Here is a 25649-nt window from a genome sequence, read left to right as displayed (position 1 = left end):
AAAAAAAGAGCTAATTCCTTACGAATTTTGATTCTTTAACAAATTGATCAGTGACTATGAAAAGTTGATAAAGTCCCCGGGCAAGCCCTCTGACAGATATTTCTTTCCCGTTGATCGATCCTTGCTGAACCAGTTTACCATCCATACTGAGTATTGTATAGCTCCCGTTTAGTGATTCTGAAGTGAAAAGTGTTCCTGAAGAAGGGTTGGGAGAGAGCGTAATTTCCGATTTTATTTCATCTTCCTGAAGATCCAACACAGAAAAGAAAACTGTATTTGATCGAACCGTACATCCTGACGGATCAGTAGCGGCAACACTATAATAACCGGAAATTTGCGGAAAAGTAGTTTGATTAGTCTCGCCCGGTAATGGTTCATCATTGAGATACCATTGATAATTAATATTGTTACTGGCTATTAAAGCTCCGTTTAATTGTGAAATAAGTGACGGGTTAGGAGTACTCCCGGAAACAACATGTAGTGTGTCAGATTGTGCTTTACACCCTTTTTCGTTTTCGACATAAGCCGAATAATTATTGGTTTCAAACACTTCTAAGGGGTATGAAGTTTCTCCGGTGCTCCAGTTGATTGATAGTGGTTCAGGAGTGACTTCAAGTAACCCGGTCTTACTACATAGTAAAGTGTCTCCAAATACTTCGGGAGCAAAATTCGTACTGAGTAAGGTCGCAAGTGCATTTGCTTTTCCGGCTCCAAAAGCATAATTGGGAAGAGGAGAGGTGATAAACTCATCCGCAAAAGCTGTTTCCCTGAGAGCATTTTTAAAATCCTGCCAGGTAGACCTGGGACATTTTTCCAGATACAAGGCAGCAATACCCGCGACAACAGGAGAAGCCATGGATGTTCCTCCGTTTCGGACATGAAGCCCTCCTTCATCAAGTTGATTGGTCACGTATGATTCGTTCATTACCCGGGCAGAAAGAGTTAGGTCTCCCGCAGCGGTAATATCTGGTTTAAGAATATTTCTTCTGTTGGGACCTTTTGATGAATTTATACTCAGCTGTCCCGAAGGAATAAGTCCCCCGTCCGGTGGATAAACATTTCCTCCGAAATCAATGTAATTCTTCCTGTTTTGCATATTGGCAACCGTTACAACCTGCGGAGAACAAGCCCAGGCAGATACAATAGATTGTAGCGTGTCGGGAAAAATGTAGTGTTGGAAGTCCGGATGACTAACAGGGTCGGGAATAGTAGTTTCAAAGTTACTAAGCCCCAGATTAACATGACTCCAGGCATCAAAAACACCTTCTGCTCCGGTCGCCATAAAGCGGATCCGGTAATCTAGGCTATCGGTAAAAAATAAGGCTCTCAGGTTATAATTCGGTCCGATAATTCGCTGATTATAAATCAGCTGTCCGATTGTGTTACTTCCGTTTTCTAATGTTTCAAAAACATCTGTATTTAATACAGCGCCTGCCTGAAAAAAATCTGTTCTTCCTCTGAAATCCGGTCCCGGAGCATCTGCTCCGAAAGCAAATTGAAGATTAGTAATGTCATTGGTGTCGGCCCATACATCAACATAAACTCCCGGTGCTCCGAAAGAAAGAGAAGGATTAGGAATTAACCACGTAAAAGACGTGTCGGAGTTTGTTTCTCCGTGAATATGATACGGACTCCATGCTCCTGAATTTCCTGCTGCGGCAACAACAATTCTTCCGGGTTTATCAGATAAAAGACTATCTATATATAACGTAGCGGGATCGGTTCCGTCATGACTTCCCAGATAAGTTCCTAAACTCAGATTAACTACTGCCGGCATATTGAGTGTGTCTGCTACAGCAAAAACATAATCGACAGCTTCTGCCACTGTTGTGGTGAAATTACCTCCTGATACTGGGTTTTTTACAATAATGATGGAGGATTCAGGAGCTACCCCTTTATTTCTTCCGTTCGCAAGACCATTTCCCGAACCTGTTCCAGCGACAGTGGTTCCATGTCCCGATCCTGCGTAATCCGGATAAATACCTGTATTGAAGTCGCTGGAGTCATATATCTGCCCATATCCATATTTAGCAGGAGTTCTTGCATTTATAGCAGCGGTCTGATCCCAGTACCGTAATACTCTGCTGTTGCCATCACTATCCAGAAAATCACCATGTGTAATATCACAGCCCGTATCAACATATCCTATGATAACCCCTTTCCCTGTATAGGGGGAGGGTAGTCCCTCCAACCCGGAATGAATTGGAGTAACTGAGTGCGTTACAATAGCACTGTCATTGAGGAGTACAGGTTGGTAAGAAGTATTAATCGCAGCTATAGAACCGTCTTTTATCGCTTTTTTGAGTTCAGAAAAGGAAGCGGAAACGTAAGCCCATCCGTTCGCTGAATACCGGTAGACAATTGGATCGGGAAGTTGTACACCTTCCTTTATTTTTACAGCATAATTACCATAAGAAGTTTCGTTGTGTATGGTATCAAAGACAGATAGTTGTCCCCATGAAATACAGGAAATAACTCCTGTTAAGATCAAAAGCCAGTACTTTACCATTCGTAAGATTTCTCGTCCAATGTTCAACTTTTTTTTACCATCAATGGAAAAAATATTCCAAAATTCAGGATGTTTTATCATCTTTGGCATGAATACTGCAGAAAACTGTAGTAAACAGTTAAAGATATGAAAAAAATAGTAGTTAAGTTATCGCTGGCATTTTTCGCGTTAGGACTGTCGGCAGTTTCATTTGGACAGGAAAAGGGAGTTCTGAATTGGTATAACGGTAAAACACCGGGAATGAATACCGAAAAGGCCTACAAGAAATTGAAGAAGAAAGAGTCTTCTACAGTTGTTGTAGCGATTATTGATTCCGGAGTGGATACTTTTCACGAGGATTTACAAGGGCAAATCTGGGTAAATGAAAAGGAAATTCCCGGAAATGGAATTGATGACGATGGAAACGGGTATATCGATGATGTTCATGGTTGGAACTTCCTTGGAAATGCCAATGGAGAAAATATGAACGATGCTAAACTGGAAGTTACACGTTTGTATCAGCAACTTAAAGCTAAATATGACGGTAAGTCGGAAGATGAAGTAGAAGATAAAGAGGAATATGCTTTCTACAAAAAAGTGAAAGACGACTACAATGCTAAAAAGAACGAGTACGAAGGATATGTAATGCAAATTACTATGTTTAAGGATCAGATGTTACCAATGGTGCCGACAATGATCTCAAAAGCATTGGGGAAAGAGGACTACACATTGAAAGACCTTAAGAAATGGAAGCCTGAAGATGCGCAGATGCAACAAATGAAGCAGGTTGCGATTTCATTGAAAACAGGAGATCTTACACCTGAAGTATTGGAAGAGCAGTTGGAGCAAATTCAGGGAATGTTGGAAACACACTATAGTCTGGATAAAGATTTTCGTGCAATTGTAGGTGACAAGCCGAATGATTTTTCAGATGTTAAATACGGAAACACAGATGTAAAAGGTCCGGATGCACTACATGGTACACACGTTGGAGGAATTGTTGGATCTCTTCGTGGAAACGGCTTGGGAGGTGACGGAGTAGCAGCGAATGTTAAATTGATGTCACTACGCGCAGTTCCTAACGGAGATGAGTATGACAAAGATATTGCTCTTGCTATTCGTTACGCAGTTGATAATGGAGCAATGGTAATCAATATGTCTTTCGGAAAAGCATACTCTCCAAATCAGAAAGAAGTGTATGAGGCAATGCGTTATGCGGAAGAAAAAGGAGTGTTGTTAGTACATGCAGCAGGTAATGATAGCAAGGACCTTGACGAGGAGCCAAATTTCCCGGCTGTAATGTATGATTTCCAGGAGAAGGAAAATTCAATGTTGCTTACAATTGGAGCGTCTACTCGTCATGCAAAGAAAGGCGAATTGGCAGCCGCATTCTCAAATTACGGAAAGAAATCAGTAGATATTTTTGCTCCCGGTTTTGAGATCTATAACACAGTTCCTGAAAATGAATATATGAAATTACAGGGAACTTCAATGGCTGCTCCAATGGTATCAGGTGTGGCAGCTTTGATTAAGTCGTACTATCCTTCACTTTCGATGAAAGAAGTTAAGGACATCATCATTGAGTCTGGAAAAGATTACTCGGGAACGATGCATGTAAAACCAGGTACAGATGAAAAAGTTGACTTTGCTACACTTTCAAAAACAGGAAAAGTAGTTGATGTTATGGAGGCTATTAAACTTGCAGAAGTGAAAGCAGCCGCTAAAAACTAATTCAGTTGTATAGAGAAAATGTAAAGGGGCTTTGATCAGCCCCTTTCTTTTTTAACGAAAACTCAAAGTAAGAAAAAGTCTAACTTTTCGTTATATTTGTGGGAGTGCCTCTTTCGGGCACTTTTTTTGTAGTATCAATAATATGAAGAGAGGAATCATAACACTTTTAGTGACAGTATGCTTTGTGCAATTATCGTATGGGCAGGAGTTTAAAGGAATCGGACCATTTACCAGTCTACAGGGATACTTTAAGGCGTTTCATAATGGGGTTATCCGTCAGTTGGAGTATCTGCCTGTTAAATCATTTCAGGTAGGAGACAATCTTCTGGCTTATATCGATAATAAAGGAGACGTAAAAGTATTTCAGGGAGAACAGGTAAAAACATTAGCCGGAGTAGCGAATAACTATAGTGTTTCCGATAATATTCTTGTGTTTAACACGGGGCCTGTTACTTCGGTCTGGAAAGATGGTAAAGGACAATTACTGACGAATTTCGGACGAAGGTATGTTGTAGCGGATAGTTTGGTTGTTTTTGAGGACACACAATTCAATTCCGTAAAAGTGTGGTATAATGGTCAGATAAAAGACCTGTACACCGTGATCGGTGATATATACTTACCTGCGGGGGTAGGTGATAACGTAGTTGCTTTTGCAGCCGTTGGAGGAACACATTACGTATTCTATAAAGGAGCATTTTATGAAGCCGGAACGTATCGTGATCCGCTTACATTTTCCTGTGGACGTGATATTGTAGCGTTTAATGACCCGGTACAAATGTCCTTTGCTATTTTTGAAAAAGGGGAATTTCTTGATCTCGAGTCTATGCATGCCAAACGCTTTATAGCCGGTTGGTCTTGTGTTACTTATACAGATCAAAATGGAAATTTACAATACTACGCTAATAATAGTGTAAAAACATTATCTAATTATGCTCCGGATTATTGGGATGCCAAAGATCAGATGGTCGTTTGGGGAGAGGGTGATCTATTCCAGGTATGGGATGGAAAAAGAAAAGTAACGGCAGCTTATTTCAAACCCGAAAAATGGAAGCTGAAAAACAACGTTATTGCTTTTCAAAATCAAATGAAAGGAGTGGATTGTGTTATTGATGGAAAAGTAATAAACATAACAAACGAACCGGTGATTGATTTTTATATTTCGGGAAACATGGTTGTGTGTGAACTGCCGAATTCTTCTTTTCTGGCATATGTAGATGGAAGAAAGATCCGATCGTAATTACAAAATCATTTCTCTGACTATCTTTGTAAAAAAATAAAACTATGAACAGTTGGTTTACCGTTAAGGTTAAATATACGAAACAATTGGAAGATGGAAGGTTAAAGCGTGTCAGCGAGCCTTACCTGTTCAACGCAATGTCTTTTACTGATGCCGAAGCACGCGCTTATCAGGAAATAGGAGAGACGGTGAAGGGAGAATTTCTGATCACAAATATTGCTAAGACTGACTTTGCTGATATCTTTCACTACGAAGACTGTGATACCTGGTATAAAGTAAAGATTACTTACGTCTCTGCTGATCCGGATAGCGATAAAGAAAAACGTATTTCCAACAATCTTCTTGTAAATGCTTCGAGTGTAAAAGAGGCCTTTGACAGAACAAATGAAAGTATGAAGGGGATGATGGTTTCATTTGATATTCCATCGATTATTTTATCTCCTATTCTGGATATCTTCCCTTTCAATGAAGAGGAAATGGAGTACCATGAACAACAACAGACAGTAGAGGATAATACGGAACCAATTGGTTTTAAGGGTGCTACTGCAGGTGTTTTCTCGGCTTCGGGTTCTGATGATGATGACACGGACGAAGAAGTTCAGGGGGTAGTGGAAGACGATTATGATGGTGAAGAAGAGTAAGCAAAATGGATAGGTTTCTGAAAGCACTTCGGGACGATCATCACAATTTTTCGAAAGGAGAGTTGGAAAGGATCGCTGAAAATGTTAATCCGTTTGACTTTTTCGGAGTTTGGTTTAAAGAAGCAATTGAATCTGCTGCTCCTGAACCCAATGCTATGAATATTGCAACGGTGTCGGAGGATGGACAACCAAGTTCAAGACTTGTTTATCTGAAAGAGTTTTACGACGAAGGTCTTGTATTTTACACAAATTATAATAGCCAAAAAGGGAGGGAAATAGCAAAAAACCCGAAAGTAGCGGCTCATTTTTTCTGGCATCCTCTCGAAAGACAGGTCAGAATAGAGGGAATTGCCCGAAAAGCTCCCGTTTCATTAAGTGACAAGTATTTTGAATCCCGTCCTAAAGGCAGTCAGTTAGGAGCCTGGGCGTCGGAACAAAGTGATGAGCTTTCGGACCGAAAGGATTTAATTCTGAAAACGGAACTGATGGAGAAGGAGTTTGCTGGTACGATTCCCCGTCCCGAACATTGGGGAGGATATGTTATTGAACCGTTACATTATGAATTCTGGCAGGGAAGACCTAATCGTCTTCACGACAGAATTTGTTTCCGAAAAGAAGGTGCAAACTGGCAGGTGTACCGTAAGAATCCGTAGTTAGTATGAGTGAAAAGCTCCCGTATATGTATACTCTTCCAAATGGGTTAAGAGTAGTTTTTCAACCGGTAAAAAATCAGGTGGCGCATGCCGGTATTACTGTTTTGGCCGGCTCAAGGTTTGAGGAAGATCATGAAGAAGGTCTGGCTCATTTCCTGGAGCATTCTATTTTTAAAGGAACAACCAAAAGAAAGGCATTCCATATTCTCAGTCGTCTGGACTCGGTAGGAGGAGAGTTGAACGCATATACGGCTAAAGAAGAGATTTGTATCTATGCCTCATTCTCAAAAACGTATTTGGCGCGGACACTGGAGCTATTGGCGGATATTGTTTTCCATTCGACTTTCCCTGAAAAAGAAATTCAGAAAGAGAAGGAAGTGATTGTTGATGAGATTAATTCCTACCTGGATAGTCCTTCAGAGTGCATTTTTGATGAATTTGAAAGCCTGCTATTTGCCAATCATCCGCTTGGTAGAAATATATTAGGAACTCAGGAAACCGTTCACTCGTTTACCCGTGAACATTTATTGGCGTATGTCGCTCGTTATTTTGGTCCCGAAAATATGGTTTTATCAATTGTGGGCCAATTCTCGGAGCGGAAAATACAAGAATTGTCTACCCGATATTTTGGTGATTATAATGGATTGGGTAAGGCCCCGGTACTGAATCATTTTCAGAATTATGCTCCGGTAACAGTTGAGAAAAATAAGTCCAACTATCAGTCACACGGACTTATGGGAGGACTAGCATACCCCTATAAAGCCAAAGAACGAAAGGCAATGGTATTGTTGAATAATATTCTCGGTGGTCCGGCACTTAACTCACGACTTTCTTTATCGGTTCGCGAAAAATATGGCTATTCGTATAGTATTGAGTCGAATTACACACCCTATGCGGATACCGGGTTTTTCTCCATTTATTTTGGTACGGATAAACGTCATGTGCAAAATACATTACGGGTGGTCCATAAAGAGTTGAAGCGGTTAAAGGAACAAAAACTTGGAGTTGTACAACTGTCCAAAGCTAAAGAACAGCTGAAGGGACATCTGGCATTGGCGGGAGAAAGCAATTCAGGCTTGATGCTTGCACTGGGAAAAAGTGTATTGATTTTTGACCAGATTGATACCACACGGGAAATTTATAAAGGAATTGATAATATTACTGCGGAGGAATTGCTGCATATTGCCAATGAAATCTTTGATACTGAAAAACTGACTTACCTGATCTATAACCAACGAGAGGAAGGGGAGGAGTTATATATCTAAAAAAACACCCCATTCTTTTGAATGAGGTGTTTCCATTTATCTATTTGTTTTTTAATTCTTAATAATTCTGAATTCAGTTCTTCGGTTCAATTGGTGTTCTGCCTCAGAACAATCAGAAACAACGTCTCCTTCACAGCCACAATCATTTACTAATTGTGTTTCACCATATCCTTTTCCTGAGATTCTGTCAGGGTTACTGATACGTTTACTTATATAATTGACAGTGCGTTTTGCACGTCTGTCTGACAGCCACTCATTGTATTCGTATGATTCGCGACAGTCCGTATGTGACCCACACTCTATTACCATATTCGGATTATTGTTCATCGCATCAATAATTTTCTGCAACTTTTCTTTAGCATCTTTACGTATGAAAGAGCTATTCAGGTCAAAGTAAATCGGATCCAGTTTAAGAATTTGTCCAAGGTCTTCACCAACGGAAGCTTTCTCCATCAATAACTGGGCATTTAGAATACTCTCATCTGTTAATTCGAATGACAGGTCAATAGTTTTAGAAAGATAACCTTCTTTTGTAATCTTAAATTTCAGATTAGCATTTCCTCCTTCATCTCTTGACTGAAGAATTTTTGATGTATACATTCCCATCTCATCCGTTTCTAATTCTTCAAGAACAGAATCGTTTTCATCTAAAATCTGAACGGTAACCGTTCCAACAGATGAATTAGAAGCAATATCAATCGTTTCAATTTTCAACTGGTAGTAGGGGATAATTTTCATATCATCCAGTCGTAGATAAACCGGTTTGTATATTTCTTCATATTCAGGAATACAATTTGTTGCCAGTTTAGCTGTATGGAAAGTTGTTTTTCCATTGTTATAGGTATAGGTTAACTCGTATTCCTTACACTTTTCAAGCTTGGTAAAGTAAACTCCGTCCCGGATTCTGGGGAAAACAGTGACAGAAGAGTTTTTATCACAATTGGTACAGGCAACTGTAATGGCAATATCTTCGGGAAGTGGTTGATCGTTCACTACAAAGATCTGTCCCTTTAAAATCGCCGTATTGCTGTTTCGGGGAGGGAAATGCTGAATTTCATAAATGTCAAGATCCCCTTTACCTCCTGCACGGAAAGATGTGATATATCCTTTGAAACCATCTGTAGTTGTTGTATAAAAAGCATCATCTGCAGGGGAGTTGATAGGGTAGCCCATATTAGCGGGCGTTTCCCAGTTTCCTTCTTCGTTACGTTTTGCACAGAAAATATCAAAACCTCCCATCGATTTTGATCCGTTTGAAGCAAAATACAAGGATTCATTGTCGATACTTACAAATGGAGCATCCTCATCATAAGGAGTATTAATTTCAGGGCCAAGGTTTTGTGGCTCAGACCATGAATCGTTTCCTGTTTTTTTCATGACATAAATATCTCTTCCTCCGAATCCACCGGGACGATCAGAAACAAAATAGACCTCAGAACCATCTGGTGTTACGTACAAGTGTGGTTCCCAATTTTTAGTATTAACGGTTTGTTTATCGATCGGTTGAATCGCGTTAAATGTTCCGTTGTTATATTGGGAGTAGTAAATATCTCCGTTTCCGGATTCATCGTTGTACACATATACTTTTCTTTCATCAATACTGACTGAAACAGTAGCTTCGTTTTGATTGGGTTTACAAAAGTCCAGAATTTCAGGAGATTGCCATTTACCATTTTCATCCTGAAAGCTGACAAAGATATCTTCCAGATAATTGTTTGTCGCTGGGTCTATCATATCTTCATTTTCTTCATCTTTCCAAAGCCTTCGGGAAGTAAAAAAGAGCGAAGTCCCATCAAGTGACACAATAGGAGCATACTCCGGACCGCTGGTATTGATAGAGTCTCCGATATTAGAGAGTTTATCATCTGATGGATTATTCATGAGTTCTTCTGCTATTTCACATTGGATAAGTCCCAATTCGGCATACGAAGAAAGAATATTCTTTTTCCCGGCCAGATCAAGAAATTTCTGGTAGTGATCTACAGCCTTTTTTATATTTCCTAACCGGTGATGTGCTTTACCAAGATAGTATACAGCATCAATTGGAGCCTGTTGTTCTTTAGCGCTGGAAGCATCATATTTTTGGGTAACATTGGCACAGGCTTTTGTCAACGGATCAACAGGACTATTGATATCCGGGTGATAATATAAGTAGGCATAACCCAGCCGATATTGGAAATTGGCATTTTCAGGAGAAGTGTTCACCAGGTTTTCCGCAATCGTGGCAGCCTGTCTGAACATTCCGTTCAAAAGAAGTTCGCTGTTTGCGTGGACTAACTTTTCTGGATTACCTTCCCGGATCAGTTGTTGTAGTTCTTTTTCACTGTACTGACCGTAAGAAATTCCAGAAAAAGTTAAAGTGATTAGGAGAATACGTGAAATTCGTAAAATTCGATTGATCATAAGCTTAATTCATTAATGTATGATATGGCTTTATACGGGAAGATAATCAGAAGGTTACAAAATAAAAAAGAGGACAAAAAATGTCCTCTTTCTCGTAATAATGTATGTTGTATTACAACTTGGTAATCGTGAATTCAGTACGTCTGTTTAACTGATGTTGTTCTTCTGAACAAGATGATTCTTGTTTACCTTCACATGTACAGTTGTTAACCAGTTTAGTTTCCCCATACCCTTTGTACTTAACACGTGCAGGTTTGGAAATTCTGGATTTGATATATTCTGCTGAACTTTTTGCACGTTTGTTGGAAAGAGACTGGTTATAGGCTTTAGAAGCTCTGCAGTCAGTATGTGCTCCCAATTCAATTTCCAAAGTAGGGTTCTCGTTCATTACTTTCACGATTTTATCCAGCTTTGGCTTTTCAGAATCTCTGATATTCCATTTGTCAAGGTCAAAGTAAATGGTATTAACAGCCAGCATGTTTCCGATGTCTTTTCCAAGATCCAGTTTATTCAACCCGATATTTTTAAGAACAGTTGACTCGTTTCCTAGGTCATTTGTATTCAATGGGTTTTCATACGTTACGTATCCGTTTTTGGAAACGCGAAGGCTAAGTTCCGGATCATCACCATATTCTTTTCCTTTAAGGATATCAGATGAATACTTACCGTCTTTATCTGTCATCATTTTCTCAACTACGTTTCCGTCTTTGTCAAGAATTTCAATCAGAACACCTTCCAATGGCTCTCCTGAGTCCGTATCTGTTATAGTACCTGCCAGTTCGTAATCAAGAGCCGGAATAATTGTCCAGTCTTCCAGTCTTAACAATACCGGCTTATATATTTCCTCATACTCATCATCACATTTTGTTTTGATCTTGTCTGTGTGAAATACAGTTTCTCCATCATTGTATGCATACACCATTTCATATTCACGACATTTGTCAAGATTACTCATATAGGTGTTGTTCGATGTTCTTGGGTAAACTGTACGGATATTCGTTTCACCACAATTCAGACATTTTACCGTAATGTTTACATCTTCTGGTAAAGATTCTCCACCTACTACTGTTATAAGTCCTTTAAGCAGAGCAGAGTTTTTACGTCCGAAGTAATTGTCTTCAATTTCGTAGATATCCTTTTCTCCTTTCCCATCAGCGCGGAAAGAGGTAATATATGCAAATCTTCCGTCGGAAGTAGTAGTATAGTACAAATCGTCTCCTGTAGAATTTATTGGAGTTCCCATATTAATAGGAGCAGACCATACACCCATATCATCACAAACACTAACGAAAATATCAAATCCACCGATTGAATTTTCATTGTTCGAAGCAAAGTAAAGTGTTTTATTGTCTACAGCAATAAACGGAGCATCTTCATCATAAGCACTGTTGATCGGAGCACCAAGGTTATAGGGCTCACTCCAACTACCATCAGGTAGTTTAGTAATACGATAGATGTCACGTCCACCCATTCCTTCTTTACGATCCGAAACAAAATAAATGGTGTTTCCATCAGGAGTAACGGTAATATGAGGTTCCCAGGAATCCGTATTCACACCTTCAAGATCAAATTTTTGTAAATCATTAAATCTTCCGTTCTGGAAATCTGAATAATAGATATCACCGTTTCCTGTAAGGTCATTGTACGTGTACAATTTTCTTTCATCAGAACTTACAGAAATAGTAGCCTCATTTTGATTCGGCTGTGAATTTTCAAGACGAATAGGTGTTTCCCAGGCTCCGTCGAAATCTTTGTAACTAACATAGATGTCTTCCAGATAAGTATCTGTTCTGGGGTCAATGTATTCGGCATTTGATGAATCTTCCCACAAACGTCTTGAGGTAAAATACAACGCGCTTCCGTCAAGAGAAACAGCCGGAGAATACTCCGGAGCTTCCGTATTGATGGATTCTCCTATGTTTCGAATTTGAACAGACGAACTTTTATCTGTAGCAACTTCCGTTTTTTCACATTGCATCAGAGCTAATTCAGAGAAGCCTCTCAGTGCCGCTTTTTTAGGAGCTTTGTCAATGTATAACTGATAGTATTTTTTAGCTTCTTCAATATCTCCCTGATGGTGATAACACGATGCCAGGTGATAAAGCGCATCTATCGGAGCCTGCGTTTCCTTATCGCTGGAAGCATTATACTTCAGAGTCGTATTATCTTTAACTTTTTCAAGTATATTGATTGCTTCTTCGTAATTAATACTCTGTTGAGAAAGAGCATATCCTTTACGATAAAGGAAGTTTGAATTTCCGGGATTGCTTTCAATCAGTTTATCAGCCACGATAATAGACATTCTATAGCGTCCATCCATCAAAAGATCGGTATTCTTCTTTAGCAGCTGTTTGGTTGATGCGGTTTGCGCAAATTCAATGATTTCCTGATCTGTTTTTTGCGCATACAAAGTCATTGAGCTTGTTAGCACTACAGCGGTAAATAGGATTAGTTTTTTCATCTTTACTTTGTTTCTACCTCTAAGGATACGAATATACTAATTTCCAATTAAATAAAAAGATTATTCAATAATTCTGAATTCTGTTCTTCTGTTTGCCTGATGTTCTTCTTCCGAACAATCGGAAACAATACCTCCTTCACAGGGACAGTTGTTAACGAGTTTGCTTTCTCCATACCCTCTCCCAGAAATTCGGGAAGGATCGGAAATTTTCTTTCGGATATAGTCAGCAGAGGCTTTTGCACGACGTTCTGACAAAGCCAGATTGTAGTTTGCAGAACCTCTGCAATCAGTATGCGAGCCTAACTCAATTCGAATGGAAGGATTGTCATTCATTATTTGTACAATCTTATCCAATTCGACTTTAGCGTCTTGTCGGATAGTGGACTTGTCAAGGTCAAAATAAATCGGATTCAGTTTAAGAACCTTAGAAAGTTCTTTCCCTACATCCGGTTTATCGATTAGATAGGCAAGGTCTATAGCCGCTTTTTCTCCAAGAGTTTCTTTTACTTCGAATTGCTGAGTTAAGTATCCGTCTTTGGTAACTTTGACTATAAAGTGGATCGGGTCACCAAAGAAACTGCTATCCAGTAATGCAGAGGTAAATATTCCGTCGTTGGATGTAGAATGTTTTTCGAGTAGTTTTCCATCAGCAGAGAAAAATTCAACAGTAGCTTTTTCTACAGGTGTTTGGTCTGCAAAATCAGAGATACTTCCTTTGAGATGGTACTTCATAAACGGAATGATTGTCATGTTATCGAGACGGAGAAGGGCACGGCTGTGAATTTCTTCAAACTCAGTATCACATTTAGTTGTAATCTTTTCTTTGTAGAATTCAGTTTCGTTTTCACCGTACGCATAGACTAATTCATATTCCCTGCATTTTTCGAGACGCGAAAAATAAACACCGTCGCGCACTCTTGGGTAAAGGGTTACCGAGGTTTTATTTCCGCAGTTCAGACAGGAAACAGTTACAGAAAGATCCTGAGGTAACGGATGGTTTCCTGCCACAACAATTTCTCCTTTCAGAACAGAAATACCTTGTTGTCCCGTTTCGTTATTCTTGACTTCGTAAATATCCTTTTCTCCAAAACCACCTTTTCTGAAAGAGGTCAGATACCCCGTAGCCCCATCCATCGTTGTGGTATAAAAAATATCGTCTCCGGTTGAGTTTAAAGGAACTCCCATGTTGATGGCCGGAGACCAGTTTCCGTTTTCATCCTGTACTGACATAAATATGTCAAATCCTCCCATTGATTTTGTTCCGTTAGAAGCAAAGTACAGAGTTTTATTATCCATGGCAAGAAACGGAGCGTCTTCATCAAATTCGGAGTTGACTTCCGGTCCGAGATTAACGGGTTCGCTCCAACTTCCGTCCGGTAGTTTCACCATGCGGTAAATATCTCGTCCACCGTATCCACCCGCACGATCAGACACAAACAACATAGTTTGTCCATCTGGTGTTACAGTTAAATGAGGTTCCCAAAATTTACTGTTTAGTTTTTTGATGCCTGCAGCCTGTATTTGCTGAAACTGATTTCCTTTGAATTCTGAAAAGTAAATATCCCCGTTTCCGCTGACATCATTATAGACATAAATTTTTCTTTCGTCCATACTGACAGAAACAGTTGCTTCATTCTGATCCGACTGACAGAATTCGAGAAGAGCCGGTTCAGACCAGCTGTTGTTCAGATTTTTATAACTGACATAAATGTCTTCCCAGTAATGGTTCGTGTTCAGATCTTTCATGTCTTTATTCAACCCGTTTTTCCACAATCGTCGTGCAGTGAAGAAAAGTGCAGAACCATCCAGAGAAACAACAGGAGAAAATTCGGGGGCTTCTGTATTAATTACAGCTCCCAGATTTTTCAACTCATAATTTTTCGGGCTTTTTAACTCTTTTCTTGCATTTCCAACCTGGGTGATACCTAATTCAGCCCAGGGGTACAAAGCATTTTTTGATGTGGAACTCTCCAGATATTTTTGATAAAACTCTGTGGCTTTGTCTAACATTTCATTTTGATGATAACATTTTCCCAAATAATAATATACATCTATGGGAGCAGCCGTTTCTTTTTCACTACTGGCATCGTAAAGTTTCTTTACATTTTTCACTGCTTTCTCAAGATAGGGAAGTGCCTGTTCGTATTGCGACTGAGAGAAGAGAAGCGCATATCCTTTACGATAATTATAATTGGCATTATCCGGTTCTGTTTCCAGTAAGCGATCAATAATCTGAATCGACTGGTAGTAATTGGCTACCAGTAAGAGTTGAGAATTTTCTCTCAATAATTCTCCCGGCGAGGATTTTGACAAAATACGTTGCATCTCCTCCTGCGTGTATTGTCCGTTTACTGAAGCAAAAGATGCTACAAAAAGAAGCAGTACAAATAGTTGTGTTTTCATAGTAGAAACTAAAAAACCCATCACTTAGGATGGGTAAAGATCAATATTACAGTGTTTTAGAATTCCCTGTTGGCATCAAATTGCTCTAAGTAATCTGCTACGCGACGCACAAACTGTCCTCCCAACGCACCGTCAACCACCCGGTGGTCATAGGAATGAGAAAGGAACATCTTGTGACGAATTCCGATAAAGTCTCCGTCCGGTGTTTCGATAACGGCCGGCATTTTACGAATAGCTCCTACGGCAAGGATTGCAACCTGAGGCTGAGGAATAATTGGTGTTCCCATTACGTTTCCGAATGAACCAACATTCGTAATCGTATAAGTTCCGCCGGAAATCTCATCTGATTTCAATTTATTCTGACGAGCTCGGTTTGCCAGATCATTAACTGATTTTGTCAATCCGACAAGGTTCAGACGATCTGCATTCTTAATTACCGGAACAATCAGGTTTCCTGAAGGAAGAGCTGCTGCCATTCCTACGTTAATGTCTTTGCGTTTGATGATATTGGTTCCGTCAACGGAGATATTAATCATCGGGAAGTCCTTGATCGCTTTTACGATTGCTTCAATGAAGATAGGCGTAAAGGTGATTTTTTCTCCTTCTCTTTGTTCAAATTGCTTTTTAACTTTATTACGCCAGTTCACGATGTTGGTAACATCAGCCTCAACATATGAAGTAACGTGAGGTGAAGTTTGTTTCGAAAGGACCATGTTCTCAGCGATGATTTTACGCATTCGATCCATTTCGATAATTTCATCTCCTGGATTAACTACTACATTCGGTCCTTTTGGTGCTGCTGGCGCAGGAGCCGGTTTATCCAATGCAGGAGTCACAACTCCATTTGTAGATGGCGTTGCAGCGGGAGCACTTACTGGTGCTGTTCCGCGATTATCAAGATAACTTAAAATATCTGTTTTTGTAACTCTTCCGTTCGCACCTGTTCCCTGGATATTTTCTAGCTCAGCCATAGAAACATTTTCTTTTTCAGCAATGCTTCGTACTAATGGAGAGTAGAATTTCCCGGAAGGTCCGTTTTTATCAAGAGCGGATACTTCACCGGCAACCTCTGCAACTGTATTCATTACAGCTTCAGCTGCGGCAGGTACGGAAGTAGTATCGGCAGCAGGAGCAGCTACAGGCTCTGATGTATCACCATCAGTTGCAATGATCGCAATAACTTCACCAACCTGAACAGTCTGATCCTTTTCGAATAAGCGTTTCACAAGAACTCCGGCAGCTTCAGAAGGTAATTCATTATCCACCTTATCTGTGGCAACCTCTACTAGAGGCTCGTCCATTTCAACTGTATCACCAACTTCTTTCAGCCAATTTGTGATTACCGCTTCGGTAACGCTTTCTCCCATTTTGGGAAGTCGAATCTCTATCTGTGCCATATATTATATGTTCTTTCTTTGGAATAATCGAGCACAAAAATAACCTAAAATTCTAAAAGAACAAGGTTTCGGAATAGTAATATCTGTGTTAAATTGAAGTTGAAACCGATGATGTTTACTATTTGAAAGATTCTTTTCTGATAATTTGTCCAATGCGAAGAGAAGTGACTAATCCCGCATTAGTCCCGGTCTATTTTTCTCCAGCTTTTCGACAGAATCTGTAAATCTTTTAACCAGGAGTAGTCTCTGGCGTATATGAGATTCATTTTTTGAATGGATTCTTTTTTCTGTGGCTGAGCGGAGAATTCATCGGCTGGTGTAAGGATGCCCGGTTTGATTCTGGGAAGGTACAGACTGGATTCATCGTATTGATAATGGTAGCCGACAAAAGACTTTTTGCCGGAAAGAATCTGCCACATATTCCGAAGAAATGAGTATTTGTTGGTGAAAAACCACATCCAGATCCAGAAAGTGAGTAGGAAAAAGACAGAAAGGGCAATATCTAACGTGCGCTTGTTTCTCCTGTTTTTCTGCTTAGAGATGGAGTTTACGTCAAATACATAGAGATCTCCGCTGGAGTCAATGGAATTACTTCCAATAATGAACAGGCTGTCTGGTTGTGCAATTTTAAAGTCAATTTTGGAGGAATCAATTCGCGTCATCCATTCAATGATGGTTTGTGCGGTCGTGTCTTTAGCACAAAAAATGATCTCATCCATCTTGTGGATATGAACGATTTGATCCAATTGGCTAATTGTTCCTACGGCAGCGTCATCTTTCTCGTGAGCCGGAGAAACTATTTCGATACGATTGATTTTAGTATTGGTATGTTCCAGAAGTGTTTTTACTCGCCGAGATTCTTCTTCCGAACCAATAATAACAAAGTTTTTATTTCTGTTTCCGTACAGGTCAAATTTACCGCCTATGGTAAAATGAAGTAGAATTCGTGATAACAGGTAATACAGAATTGTAGAAGCCGTTCCTACCAGAATAAACAGACGTGAGAATTGCCAGTCTTTAGGAAGCAGGGCGTAGAAAACCAGAATGAGTCCTGTTCCTAACAAACCTCCTGTTGCAAAACGTTGCAGACGAACAGGTTTGTCGTATCCGCCGGAGAAGAGGATTGCAATCATCCAGATTAACGTATAGACAGGTAAAGCTATTCGAAGAATATTCTCGGGGAAATCGGTTCCTTTTTCATGCCAAAATGACGTTAACCAATTAAGGAGTAGTAAAATACAGGTGAAATCAACAGCCGGCAGAAAAGCTCGTTTAATGAAACGATTCAGAATAGCTATTCCGGCCCGGAAGTAGATAGCGAGATTGATCAAAAAAGAAAACAGCCGGGCATTCTTCTGTGAGAAATGTTTGCGCGCAAAAATGATCATAGCCCTGTAAAAAACAAACACGTAGTTTACACTGCTCTTTTTCGTGCTCTCACCTTTATAGTGAATAATCCTTGTTTCGGGGAAATAATAGTTTTTGTAACCACCTAAAATGATACGGTAGGAGAGGTCAATATCTTCCCCGTACATAAAAAAAGCTTCATCGAGTAAACCCACTTTATCCAGAGCTTCTTTTCGCATGAGCATAAAGGCACCACTCAGGATTTCAATTTCATTGGTTTCGAATTCACTCAGGTATCCCAGGTGGTATCTTCCGAAGCGTTTTGACTTTGGTAACAATCGCGATATTCCGAAGATCTTGTAGAACGCAACAGAAGGAGTGGGAAGACCTCTTTTAGACTCCGGAAGGAATTTTCCTTTTCCATCCAGCATTCGTACTCCTAAACCTCCAGCGCTCGGATGCTCATCCATAAAGCGAACCACTTTCTCGAAGGTATCTTCCTCAACTACTGTATCCGGGTTTAAGAGAAGAATATATTCTCCATTGGCGATACGCATAGCCTGATTGTTGGCTTTGGAGAAACCTACATTATCTGTATTGGCGATCAGATGAACTTCTGGAAACTTACTCCTGACCATTTCTACTGATCCGTCAATCGAATTATTATCAACGACAAAAAGCTCACAGCTTACATTTTGTATGGCTTTCCGACACGAGTTGAGACACTGTTCGAGAAAGTACTCAACGTTGTAATTGACAATAATGACGGAAAGTTTAGTAGACATGTTTTTTTAAAGGATGTTAGCTTCAACCGTGTATAGTTGATCTGCGCGTATAGTTATTTCCTGACTTAAAACCTGATCGGTTACTGTGCGTACTCGTAACTCATAATAATCCTGAGAAATGAAATCCTTTAGATTAACATCTTTAACATTACAAAGAAAGGATGTAAGTTGTGTTTCAGGGATGTTAAGTTTTTCAGCAATTAACGTTTCATTTTGTCCCGGTGCGCTAATAAATATCTGTATTTCATCAATGAAATCAAAGTTAGCCGAAGAGGGGTTGACGATTGAGAGTTTTAATTGTGAAAGTTGAATTGTATTTACATATTTTGTAGAGGTTCCTTCTGATTCAAACTGGGACGTCGAGTTGGTTTCAACATCCGGAGAATAAACGGTAAACGGAATGCTGATACCCGTCTGGGAAGGAATCACAATGTCTGTAGAGTAGTCCAGGGTGAAAGTCCCTAGTTTTCTGCACGATGTACAGAAAAGAAGCACAGTTGTTATCATCAGTAAATAAGTGGTCAGACGTTTCATAATTATTTATTTTATCGCAATACAGGAGATTTCAACAGGAACATCCAGAGGTAGTTTAGCTACCTGAACCGTTTCTCTTGCCGGAAAATCCTTTGTAAAATAAGACGCATAGACAGTATTGACCGTTGCGAAATCATTCAGGTCTTTCAGAAAGATAGAGGTTTTAACAATATCTTCCATACGGAGTCCTGCAGTTTCTACTAATGCAGAAATGTTTTTCATGATGCGGTGTGTGGCTTCTTCAATTGAGTCTGTTTCCAATTCTCCGGATACCGGGTTAAGGGGGATTTGACCACTAACAAAGAGTGTATCTCCTTTTAAAACAGCCTGGCTGTAGGGTCCTATTGGAGCAGGTGCTCCCGGGATACTGATGATTTTTTTCATACACAGAGCTTTTGTTCGACAAGTTTAATAATTTTGCCCCAAACCAAGGGGATGCGTGTACTCATTTTAGATAATTATGATTCGTTTACATACAATTTGTATGATTACGTTGCTTCTTTTGGTGTTTCCGTAGATGTAAAACGAAACGATGAGATTTCTATTGAGGAAGTAGGAGCTTATTCTCATATAATTTTATCTCCCGGTCCGGGGTTACCTAAAGATGCAGGGATTATGCCCAATATAATTGCCAGTTATTCTTTCTCAAAACCTATTTTAGGTGTTTGTCTGGGGATGCAGGGAGTTACCGAATTTTTTGGAGGTAAATTGTATAATTTGGAAAAAGTCAGACATGGAAAGCAACTCAATTGCTTTAAGAGAGAGAAATCAATTCTCCTTGAACAACTTCCTCAACAATTCCCTGTCGGACTCTATCACTCCTGGGCTGTGACAGATATCCCAGATGAATTGAAGGTTACGTGTTTATCCGAAGAAAATGTAGTGATGGCAATAGAGCACTCCGAATTACCTGTTTTCGGGGTTCAATTTCACCCGGAGTCCGTATTAACTCCTGACGGGAAAGATATTTTGCGAACTTTTTTGAGTTTATAGATCGGATTTTTTACTTCCTGAATTTTTTTTCAAATCTTTCTTTTTGCTTTTTTCTTAATTCTTCGGGATTCTCCGGAAGTTCACGTTTCCAGCGTTTGTGTGACCATAGCCAGTACTCAGGTTGTTTTCTGATGACATCCTCCAGTAAAGATGTATGTTTTTCAGTGATGGTTCCGTAAGGTAATTCGCGGGGAGTTTCTGTGATAAGATCCAGATAAATGGAATAATGCCCACGTTTTACTTTCTTCATGTGGAAAAAAACGACAGCCATATCGTATTGATTGGCTAATAGTTCGGGGCCGAAGAGAACAGCTGTTGGTTGGTGGAGGAAGTTCGTCCAATAACTTTTAAGTGAATCTCCGGGAGATTGATCAGCTAATGCGAGAATAGAAAGAGATTCTTTTTGCCATTCGGTAAGTTTGTCAGAAACATTGGTATGGTTAATAATACGCATACCAAAACGTCCGCGTAATTCATTCAGTTTTTTGTCCCAGAACTTACTGGTAAGGGGTTTACCGATTCCGACTGCTTGTTGCGGAAAAAGGAATGCCTGAGAAGTAATTAGGAATTCCCAGTTATTGTAATGTCCGCTGACGAGTAGCACGCTTTTATTTTTCTCGTGTAACGTATCCATTATACCCGGGTTTTCAACTGACATACGCTTTGAGAGTGCTTTTCTTGAGATGGACAGGTTTTTGATTCCTTCTGCCATCAGATCTGTAAGGTGATGGTAAAATTTGCGTTCAATTTTCAGAATTGTCGTATCATTCAATTCCGGAAAGGAGTTTTTTAGGTTTTTTCGGACTACTTTTTTACGATATCCGATTACAAAATACAAGAGAAAGTACCCGAAATCAGTGGCCAGATACAAAACAGGAAGAGGAAGGAATGATAACGGGTACACAACTCCGTAAAACAGGATTTTGGAAAGCAGCATTTGCAGAAGTGAATTAATTATTACTCTTTTTCCCGAAGTAATAGGTATATCCGAAGCCAACAATCAGATAGTGTGTATTCCCTCCGAAGTCCTCCGGTTCAAATCCTGTAATTTCATCCACCATTAAATGAGAAGCATTGAACTTTACTCCTTTGAATACATAACCAATACTCAATGAAAACCCCGATTGTTCATCTGCCATTAGGTAGAGGTTAATCATGGGCTCCAGATAAGGAGCATCATATTCAAAAGACCTACCTGTTTTCTCAATAGTGCTTGAGTTTTTACTGAAAGAATAACTATATCCGAATTTCATTCCGGCATCCATAGCGAGTTTAGGAGAAAAGAATTTCTCAAAACCGAGTTTACCAAAACCTCCAATCGTTGATATACCGCCTTTGACGGTTCCGGGTAGTTTGAATTCATTAAGTGTAAAGTAGTTGAAGTTTCCTCCTCCACCGAAGTTCAGCCCGAATGGTAATGTATATTGATAATAAGCAGAAACATTGAATAAACCTTGCATAAGAAATTTGAAAGGTTTGTTTCCCTGTGAAGCAGGTAAACCCATGTCTACTTTCAGTGAATGAGACGGTTTGAATACTTCCTGACTGTATGATGTCCCAAGGAAAAATGAAAGTGATATAATAAGTACTGCTAGTTTTCTCATCTGACATGAAGATTTCTTTCCCGAAAGTAAGAAAAAAACGCTGATTTGTGGAAATTATTGAAGAAAGGCCTTGTCATTTTTAGAGTAAACTCGATAAATGTTAATTTCGCAGAAAAAATCAGATATGACGAAATATATTTTTTCTACCGATTTTCCTCAACAACAATATATTCAAATTAAGGCGGAATTTGATGTGCGTGAAGAGGTAACGTATTTGCAGTTTCCTGCATGGCGTCCGGGACGATATGAGTTGGGAAATTTTGCGAAAAATGTCAGGTCATTTCAGGTTTTTTCAGAAGAGGGTAAAAAAATAGACTTTTCGAAGACTTCCAAAGATGTGTGGAAAGTAGATACATCAGGATGTAAAATGATTCAGGTTCGATATTCGTATTACGCAGCTGATATGAATGCAGGATCAACTTATCTGGATGATAGTATGTTGTATGTCAATCCTGTGAATTGCTGTATTTACTGTAAAGGAAGGGAAGAGGAGGCGTGTGTGTTGGAAGTAAATGTTCCTGAAGGCAGAGAATATGCGGGGGGATTAAAACTAGAAGGAAACCGTATTGAAGCGGAGAGTTACCATGCGTTGGTTGACAGTCCTTTCGTTTTTGCAAAACAACTGGAACACAATACATATGAAGTCGGCGGGGTAGTGTTTCATATTTGGTTCCACGGATTGAATCGTCCTGACTGGGAGCGTATTTTGAGGGATTTTACGGCTTTTACTACTGCTCAAATGAAGGATTTCGGAGAGTTTCCGGTAGAAGAGTATCATTTTATCTTCTTGATTCAGCCGCAAAGAGCTTACCATGGAGTAGAACACCAAAATTCGACAATTATAGTTCTGGGACCATCTATAGATATTTTCGGTTCGGTGTACGATGACTTACTGGGAGTCAGTTCGCACGAATTATACCATACTTGGAATGTAAAATCGATTCGTCCTGTTGAGATGTATCCGTATGACTATAGCCGTGAAAATTATTCGCCTCTGGGATATTTATGTGAGGGAGTTACAACGTATATGGGGGATTATTACCTGTTAAAATCAGGTGTGTTTTCGCTTAAAGAATATTTAAAAGAAGTATATAAGCTGTTGAATAAGCACTTTGAAAATTTCGGGAGATTTCATTATTCCGTTGCCGAAAGTTCGTTCGATACCTGGCTGGATGGCTATACTGCGGGTGCACCCGGAAGAAAAGTGAGTATTTATAACGAGGGAGCTTTAATCGCATTGCTCACTGATGTTTTTGTTATGCAAAAAACGGACAATCGCAAAAGTCTGAATGATGTGATGCGCTATTTATACTACAATTACTACCTGGACAAAAAAGGTGTTTCCGAAGCCGATTATTTACAGGCAATAAAAGATGTTTCCGGTGGCGATATGTCTGAGATTTTTGAGAAATATATCCATGGAACAACAACATTTGAATCTATTTTGGCAGATTCATTTGAATACCTGGGATTGGAAATGGAAGCAACTCCGGTATCACAGACTTCTTTGGCAGCTATTGGTATGAAAACCATGCAATCAGGTGAGGGATGGTTGATAACAACTGTTTACCCGGGGTCTGATGCTGATGTTGGAGGCTTAATGATTGGGGATAAGATAATGGCGGTGAATAATTATTTTGTAGACGGAGAGTTGGATAAATGGCTGGATTATTTCCGCAATGACCAGCTAACAATGATTGTAAACCGAAAAGGGAAGTTAATAGAGCGTACACTGCCACAAACAGATAAGAACTATTACCTGAGTTATTCATTGAAAAAAGTCTATAAGCCCTCCGTTATACAACTTCAGGCTTTTAGAAAGTGGACCGGATTCAAATTGGAAGAAACCGATTTGTAAGGATAAAATTACTGTAAGTTTTCCAGTTCTTTTTTGACAAATGTTACTAGTTCACGTAAGTTTTCTTTGCTGAAATCAAAACGAATTCCGGCAGTAGCATAAATTTCAGGAATGGAACGTGTATATCCCAAAGCAAGAGCAGATTTGTACTGTTCGAGAGCTTGGTTGGGGTCTTTTTTGTAGTTCATCCAGACTCCTAACGCACCTAATTGAGCAATACCGTATTCGATGTAATAAAAGGGGACTTCAAACAAGTGTAACTGGCGTTGCCAGCTTTTCTCACGGGTAGTTTCAAAACCACTCCAGTCTACCATCCCGGTTCCATACTTATCCAGAAGTGTTAACCAGATTTCAGTTCTCTGCGCTTCGGTGTGTTCCGGATTCTCATAGAGTCGGTGTTGAAATTCATCTATTGTAGCGATCCACGGAAGAATCTGCAGGACGGTTTGTAATTGTTCTTTTTTTGCACGTTTCAATTCTTCTTCGGAAGCATAAAACCTATGCCATTGATCCATGGATATTAACTCCATACTCATGGAAGCCAGTTCCGCTACTTCGCTTGGTAAACTTTTGAAGCCGGTTAACGGCAAGTCACGACTTAGAAAGCTGTGAACTGCATGTCCTCCTTCATGAACCATCGTTACAAGATCTCTGTGGGTTCCCACAGCATTCATAAAAATAAAGGGAACCCCTGTCTCGTACAACGGATAGTTATAACCTCCCGGTGACTTACCGGGTTTGGATTCAAGGTCAAGATGTCCCATTTCGTCCATTTTATGCAGACATTCACCAAAAAACGGATCAATCGAAGTAAACATATTGATCGTTCCACGGAGCATTTCTTCTCCGGACTCAAAAGGCTTCAGAGGTTCTTTTCCTTCCGGATCAGCATCCGTATCCCAGGGACGCAGCTTTTCCAGTCCCATTTTTTCGCAGTGTTCCTGTTGAAATGCTTTAACGAGCGGAACGATTTCAGATGCAATCGTCGAATGAAAATTGAAACAATCTTCTTTGGTATAATCAAAGCGACCCATCGCCTCAAACATATAGTCCCGGAAGTTTTCAAAACCTGCGTTTACAGCGGTTTGGTGACGCATTTTTAGTAAATCTGAGTAGAGGTGATCGAGCTTTTGTACATCCTGTAATCTCCGGTCAGTCATTAACCGGAAAACCTTTTCACGTTTTTCACGATCCGGGTCTTTTAGAAATGTAGCTGCCTTTTGCATGGTGATCTGCTGACCTTCGAACTCAATATTCTGAGCACCAGATATGGTACCGAATTCCTGACTTTTTTCGCTGATCTTCGACTGCAGTTCAATATTCTCTTCCCGAAATAACTTAACTGAAGTATCAATGGACCGCAGATAAATTCGGTATTCTTCTCCTTGCAATTCCTTTCGAGCAGGAGATGCTAATAGTTTCTTATTGAGAAGATCTTCAAAAGGTGCAATATGAGGTTGTATTTGGGTAACAAATAATTGATAAGATTGTGCTAATTCTTCATCGGTCGTGTTTATTGAAAACCGGATGTATCGCCAGGCCATATTTTCCTCGAGAACCGCATCTAGTTCACTTCGGTCGGATAGCCATTTCTTCAGATTTTCCAGTGAAGTTATATCCCGATCCGTCAACTCTTCAAAAAAAGGCTCTATATCACTGAAAGATTGAATGGAAAGTTGTTCGGGTAAAAAATGGCGTTCTGTTATTTGTAAATCCATATCCTTAATCCTAATTGTTTCGATTGGGTTAAAGATAATAAACATACTTAGGTAAAAGGGAAAACAAAGGAACATTCATTCTGTATGAAATCAGGTAGAAAAGGATAGGGGAGGAATCGAAAATCTTAATG

Annotated in this window: 18 protein-coding genes; 7 read left to right on the top strand and 11 right to left on the bottom strand. The window is 39.7% G+C overall.

The window, feature by feature from the left end; genetic code table 11:
• Window positions 1-10: 10 nt before the first annotated feature.
• The gene (locus AC4PL9_RS06410; protein WP_491603928.1) at window positions 11-2509 is read right to left on the bottom strand and encodes a S8 family peptidase; all 2499 of its coding nucleotides are present in this window, start codon (window positions 2507-2509) and stop codon (window positions 11-13) included.
• Window positions 2510-2635: 126 nt separating this feature from the next.
• Here AC4PL9_RS06410 and AC4PL9_RS06405 point away from each other — a divergent pair, with 126 nt between their 5' ends.
• From AC4PL9_RS06405 to AC4PL9_RS06385, 5 genes are all read left to right on the top strand, one after another.
• The gene (locus AC4PL9_RS06405; protein ID WP_491603927.1) at window positions 2636-4219 is read left to right on the top strand and encodes a S8 family peptidase; all 1584 of its coding nucleotides are present in this window, start codon (window positions 2636-2638) and stop codon (window positions 4217-4219) included.
• A 142-nt stretch (window positions 4220-4361) separates the two neighbouring features.
• Window positions 4362-5456 (top strand): hypothetical protein, encoded by a 1095-nt coding sequence (locus tag AC4PL9_RS06400; protein WP_491603926.1) that lies wholly within the window; start codon window positions 4362-4364, stop codon window positions 5454-5456.
• Between the two features lie 44 nt (window positions 5457-5500).
• Window positions 5501-6097 carry a DUF4494 domain-containing protein gene (locus AC4PL9_RS06395; protein WP_491603925.1) on the top strand — a complete coding sequence of 199 codons (597 nt, stop codon included), beginning with the start codon at window positions 5501-5503 and terminating at the stop codon, window positions 6095-6097.
• A gap of 5 nt (window positions 6098-6102) precedes the next feature.
• Entirely contained in the window at window positions 6103-6750 is a 648-nt protein-coding gene (gene pdxH / locus AC4PL9_RS06390; protein WP_491603924.1) for a pyridoxamine 5'-phosphate oxidase, read from the top strand.
• 5 nt (window positions 6751-6755) lie between these two features.
• Entirely contained in the window at window positions 6756-8015 is a 1260-nt protein-coding gene (locus AC4PL9_RS06385; protein WP_491603923.1) for a M16 family metallopeptidase, read from the top strand.
• A 51-nt stretch (window positions 8016-8066) separates the two neighbouring features.
• On the opposite strand, the gene AC4PL9_RS06380 is transcribed toward AC4PL9_RS06385, so the two are convergent.
• From AC4PL9_RS06380 to AC4PL9_RS06350, 7 genes are all read right to left on the bottom strand, one after another.
• Window positions 8067-10418, bottom strand: coding sequence for an OmpA family protein (locus tag AC4PL9_RS06380; RefSeq protein WP_491603922.1), 2352 nt, complete (start codon window positions 10416-10418; stop codon window positions 8067-8069).
• A gap of 112 nt (window positions 10419-10530) precedes the next feature.
• Window positions 10531-12879 (bottom strand): OmpA family protein, encoded by a 2349-nt coding sequence (locus AC4PL9_RS06375; RefSeq protein ID WP_491603921.1) that lies wholly within the window; start codon window positions 12877-12879, stop codon window positions 10531-10533.
• Between the two features lie 60 nt (window positions 12880-12939).
• The gene (locus AC4PL9_RS06370; protein ID WP_491603920.1) at window positions 12940-15282 is read right to left on the bottom strand and encodes an OmpA family protein; all 2343 of its coding nucleotides are present in this window, start codon (window positions 15280-15282) and stop codon (window positions 12940-12942) included.
• Between the two features lie 56 nt (window positions 15283-15338).
• A complete protein-coding gene (locus AC4PL9_RS06365) occupies window positions 15339-16679 on the bottom strand; it encodes a dihydrolipoamide acetyltransferase family protein (protein WP_491603919.1) in 1341 nt (446 codons plus the stop codon).
• 179 nt (window positions 16680-16858) lie between these two features.
• Complete coding sequence (locus AC4PL9_RS06360; RefSeq protein ID WP_491603918.1) at window positions 16859-18811, bottom strand: glycosyltransferase; 1953 nt, start codon at window positions 18809-18811, stop codon at window positions 16859-16861.
• 6 nt (window positions 18812-18817) lie between these two features.
• The gene (locus AC4PL9_RS06355; protein WP_491603917.1) at window positions 18818-19345 is read right to left on the bottom strand and encodes a hypothetical protein; all 528 of its coding nucleotides are present in this window, start codon (window positions 19343-19345) and stop codon (window positions 18818-18820) included.
• Between the two features lie 6 nt (window positions 19346-19351).
• The gene (locus AC4PL9_RS06350) at window positions 19352-19729 is read right to left on the bottom strand and encodes a RidA family protein (RefSeq protein ID WP_491603916.1); all 378 of its coding nucleotides are present in this window, start codon (window positions 19727-19729) and stop codon (window positions 19352-19354) included.
• A 51-nt stretch (window positions 19730-19780) separates the two neighbouring features.
• Between AC4PL9_RS06350 and AC4PL9_RS06345 the strand changes: the two genes are divergently transcribed.
• Window positions 19781-20338, top strand: a complete 558-nt coding sequence (locus AC4PL9_RS06345) for an anthranilate synthase component II (RefSeq protein ID WP_491603915.1) — start codon at window positions 19781-19783, stop codon at window positions 20336-20338.
• 10 nt (window positions 20339-20348) lie between these two features.
• Here AC4PL9_RS06345 and AC4PL9_RS06340 read toward each other — a convergent pair whose 3' ends face one another.
• Both AC4PL9_RS06340 and AC4PL9_RS06335 read right to left on the bottom strand, forming a co-directional pair.
• Window positions 20349-21275 carry a lysophospholipid acyltransferase family protein gene (locus AC4PL9_RS06340; RefSeq protein ID WP_491603914.1) on the bottom strand — a complete coding sequence of 309 codons (927 nt, stop codon included), beginning with the start codon at window positions 21273-21275 and terminating at the stop codon, window positions 20349-20351.
• A gap of 13 nt (window positions 21276-21288) precedes the next feature.
• A complete protein-coding gene (locus AC4PL9_RS06335; RefSeq protein ID WP_491603913.1) occupies window positions 21289-21942 on the bottom strand; it encodes a hypothetical protein in 654 nt (217 codons plus the stop codon).
• Window positions 21943-22066: 124 nt separating this feature from the next.
• Here AC4PL9_RS06335 and AC4PL9_RS06330 point away from each other — a divergent pair, with 124 nt between their 5' ends.
• Window positions 22067-23800: a M61 family metallopeptidase gene (locus AC4PL9_RS06330; protein WP_491603912.1), complete on the top strand. Its 1734-nt coding sequence runs from the start codon at window positions 22067-22069 to the stop codon at window positions 23798-23800.
• 8 nt (window positions 23801-23808) lie between these two features.
• Here AC4PL9_RS06330 and AC4PL9_RS06325 read toward each other — a convergent pair whose 3' ends face one another.
• Entirely contained in the window at window positions 23809-25518 is a 1710-nt protein-coding gene (locus AC4PL9_RS06325) for a M3 family oligoendopeptidase (protein ID WP_491603911.1), read from the bottom strand.
• Window positions 25519-25649: the final 131 nt, after the last annotated feature.

The sequence above is a fragment of the Wandonia sp. genome (genome assembly GCF_984588085.1).
This window is presented reverse-complemented; position numbering and strand designations above follow the sequence as displayed.

Bases quoted from the DNA above. Each gene is read 5' to 3' on its own strand.
- AC4PL9_RS06410 (WP_491603928.1), bottom strand. From the start codon at position 2,509: ATGGTAAAGTACTGGCTTTTGATCTTAACAGGAGTTATTTCCTGTATT.
- AC4PL9_RS06375 (WP_491603921.1), bottom strand. From the start codon at position 12,879: ATGAAAAAACTAATCCTATTTACCGCTGTAGTGCTAACAAGCTCAATG.
- AC4PL9_RS06350 (WP_491603916.1), bottom strand. From the start codon at position 19,729: ATGAAAAAAATCATCAGTATCCCGGGAGCACCTGCTCCAATAGGACCC.
- AC4PL9_RS06365 (WP_491603919.1), bottom strand. From the start codon at position 16,679: ATGGCACAGATAGAGATTCGACTTCCCAAAATGGGAGAAAGCGTTACC.
- AC4PL9_RS06340 (WP_491603914.1), bottom strand. From the start codon at position 21,275: ATGCTGCTTTCCAAAATCCTGTTTTACGGAGTTGTGTACCCGTTATCA.
- AC4PL9_RS06385 (WP_491603923.1), top strand. From the start codon at position 6,756: ATGAGTGAAAAGCTCCCGTATATGTATACTCTTCCAAATGGGTTAAGA.
- AC4PL9_RS06360 (WP_491603918.1), bottom strand. From the start codon at position 18,811: ATGTCTACTAAACTTTCCGTCATTATTGTCAATTACAACGTTGAGTAC.
- AC4PL9_RS06355 (WP_491603917.1), bottom strand. From the start codon at position 19,345: ATGAAACGTCTGACCACTTATTTACTGATGATAACAACTGTGCTTCTT.
- AC4PL9_RS06330 (WP_491603912.1), top strand. From the start codon at position 22,067: ATGACGAAATATATTTTTTCTACCGATTTTCCTCAACAACAATATATT.
- AC4PL9_RS06405 (WP_491603927.1), top strand. From the start codon at position 2,636: ATGAAAAAAATAGTAGTTAAGTTATCGCTGGCATTTTTCGCGTTAGGA.
- AC4PL9_RS06370 (WP_491603920.1), bottom strand. From the start codon at position 15,282: ATGAAAACACAACTATTTGTACTGCTTCTTTTTGTAGCATCTTTTGCT.
- pdxH (WP_491603924.1), top strand. From the start codon at position 6,103: ATGGATAGGTTTCTGAAAGCACTTCGGGACGATCATCACAATTTTTCG.
- AC4PL9_RS06335 (WP_491603913.1), bottom strand. From the start codon at position 21,942: ATGAGAAAACTAGCAGTACTTATTATATCACTTTCATTTTTCCTTGGG.
- AC4PL9_RS06325 (WP_491603911.1), bottom strand. From the start codon at position 25,518: ATGGATTTACAAATAACAGAACGCCATTTTTTACCCGAACAACTTTCC.
- AC4PL9_RS06400 (WP_491603926.1), top strand. From the start codon at position 4,362: ATGAAGAGAGGAATCATAACACTTTTAGTGACAGTATGCTTTGTGCAA.
- AC4PL9_RS06395 (WP_491603925.1), top strand. From the start codon at position 5,501: ATGAACAGTTGGTTTACCGTTAAGGTTAAATATACGAAACAATTGGAA.
- AC4PL9_RS06380 (WP_491603922.1), bottom strand. From the start codon at position 10,418: ATGATCAATCGAATTTTACGAATTTCACGTATTCTCCTAATCACTTTA.
- AC4PL9_RS06345 (WP_491603915.1), top strand. From the start codon at position 19,781: ATGCGTGTACTCATTTTAGATAATTATGATTCGTTTACATACAATTTG.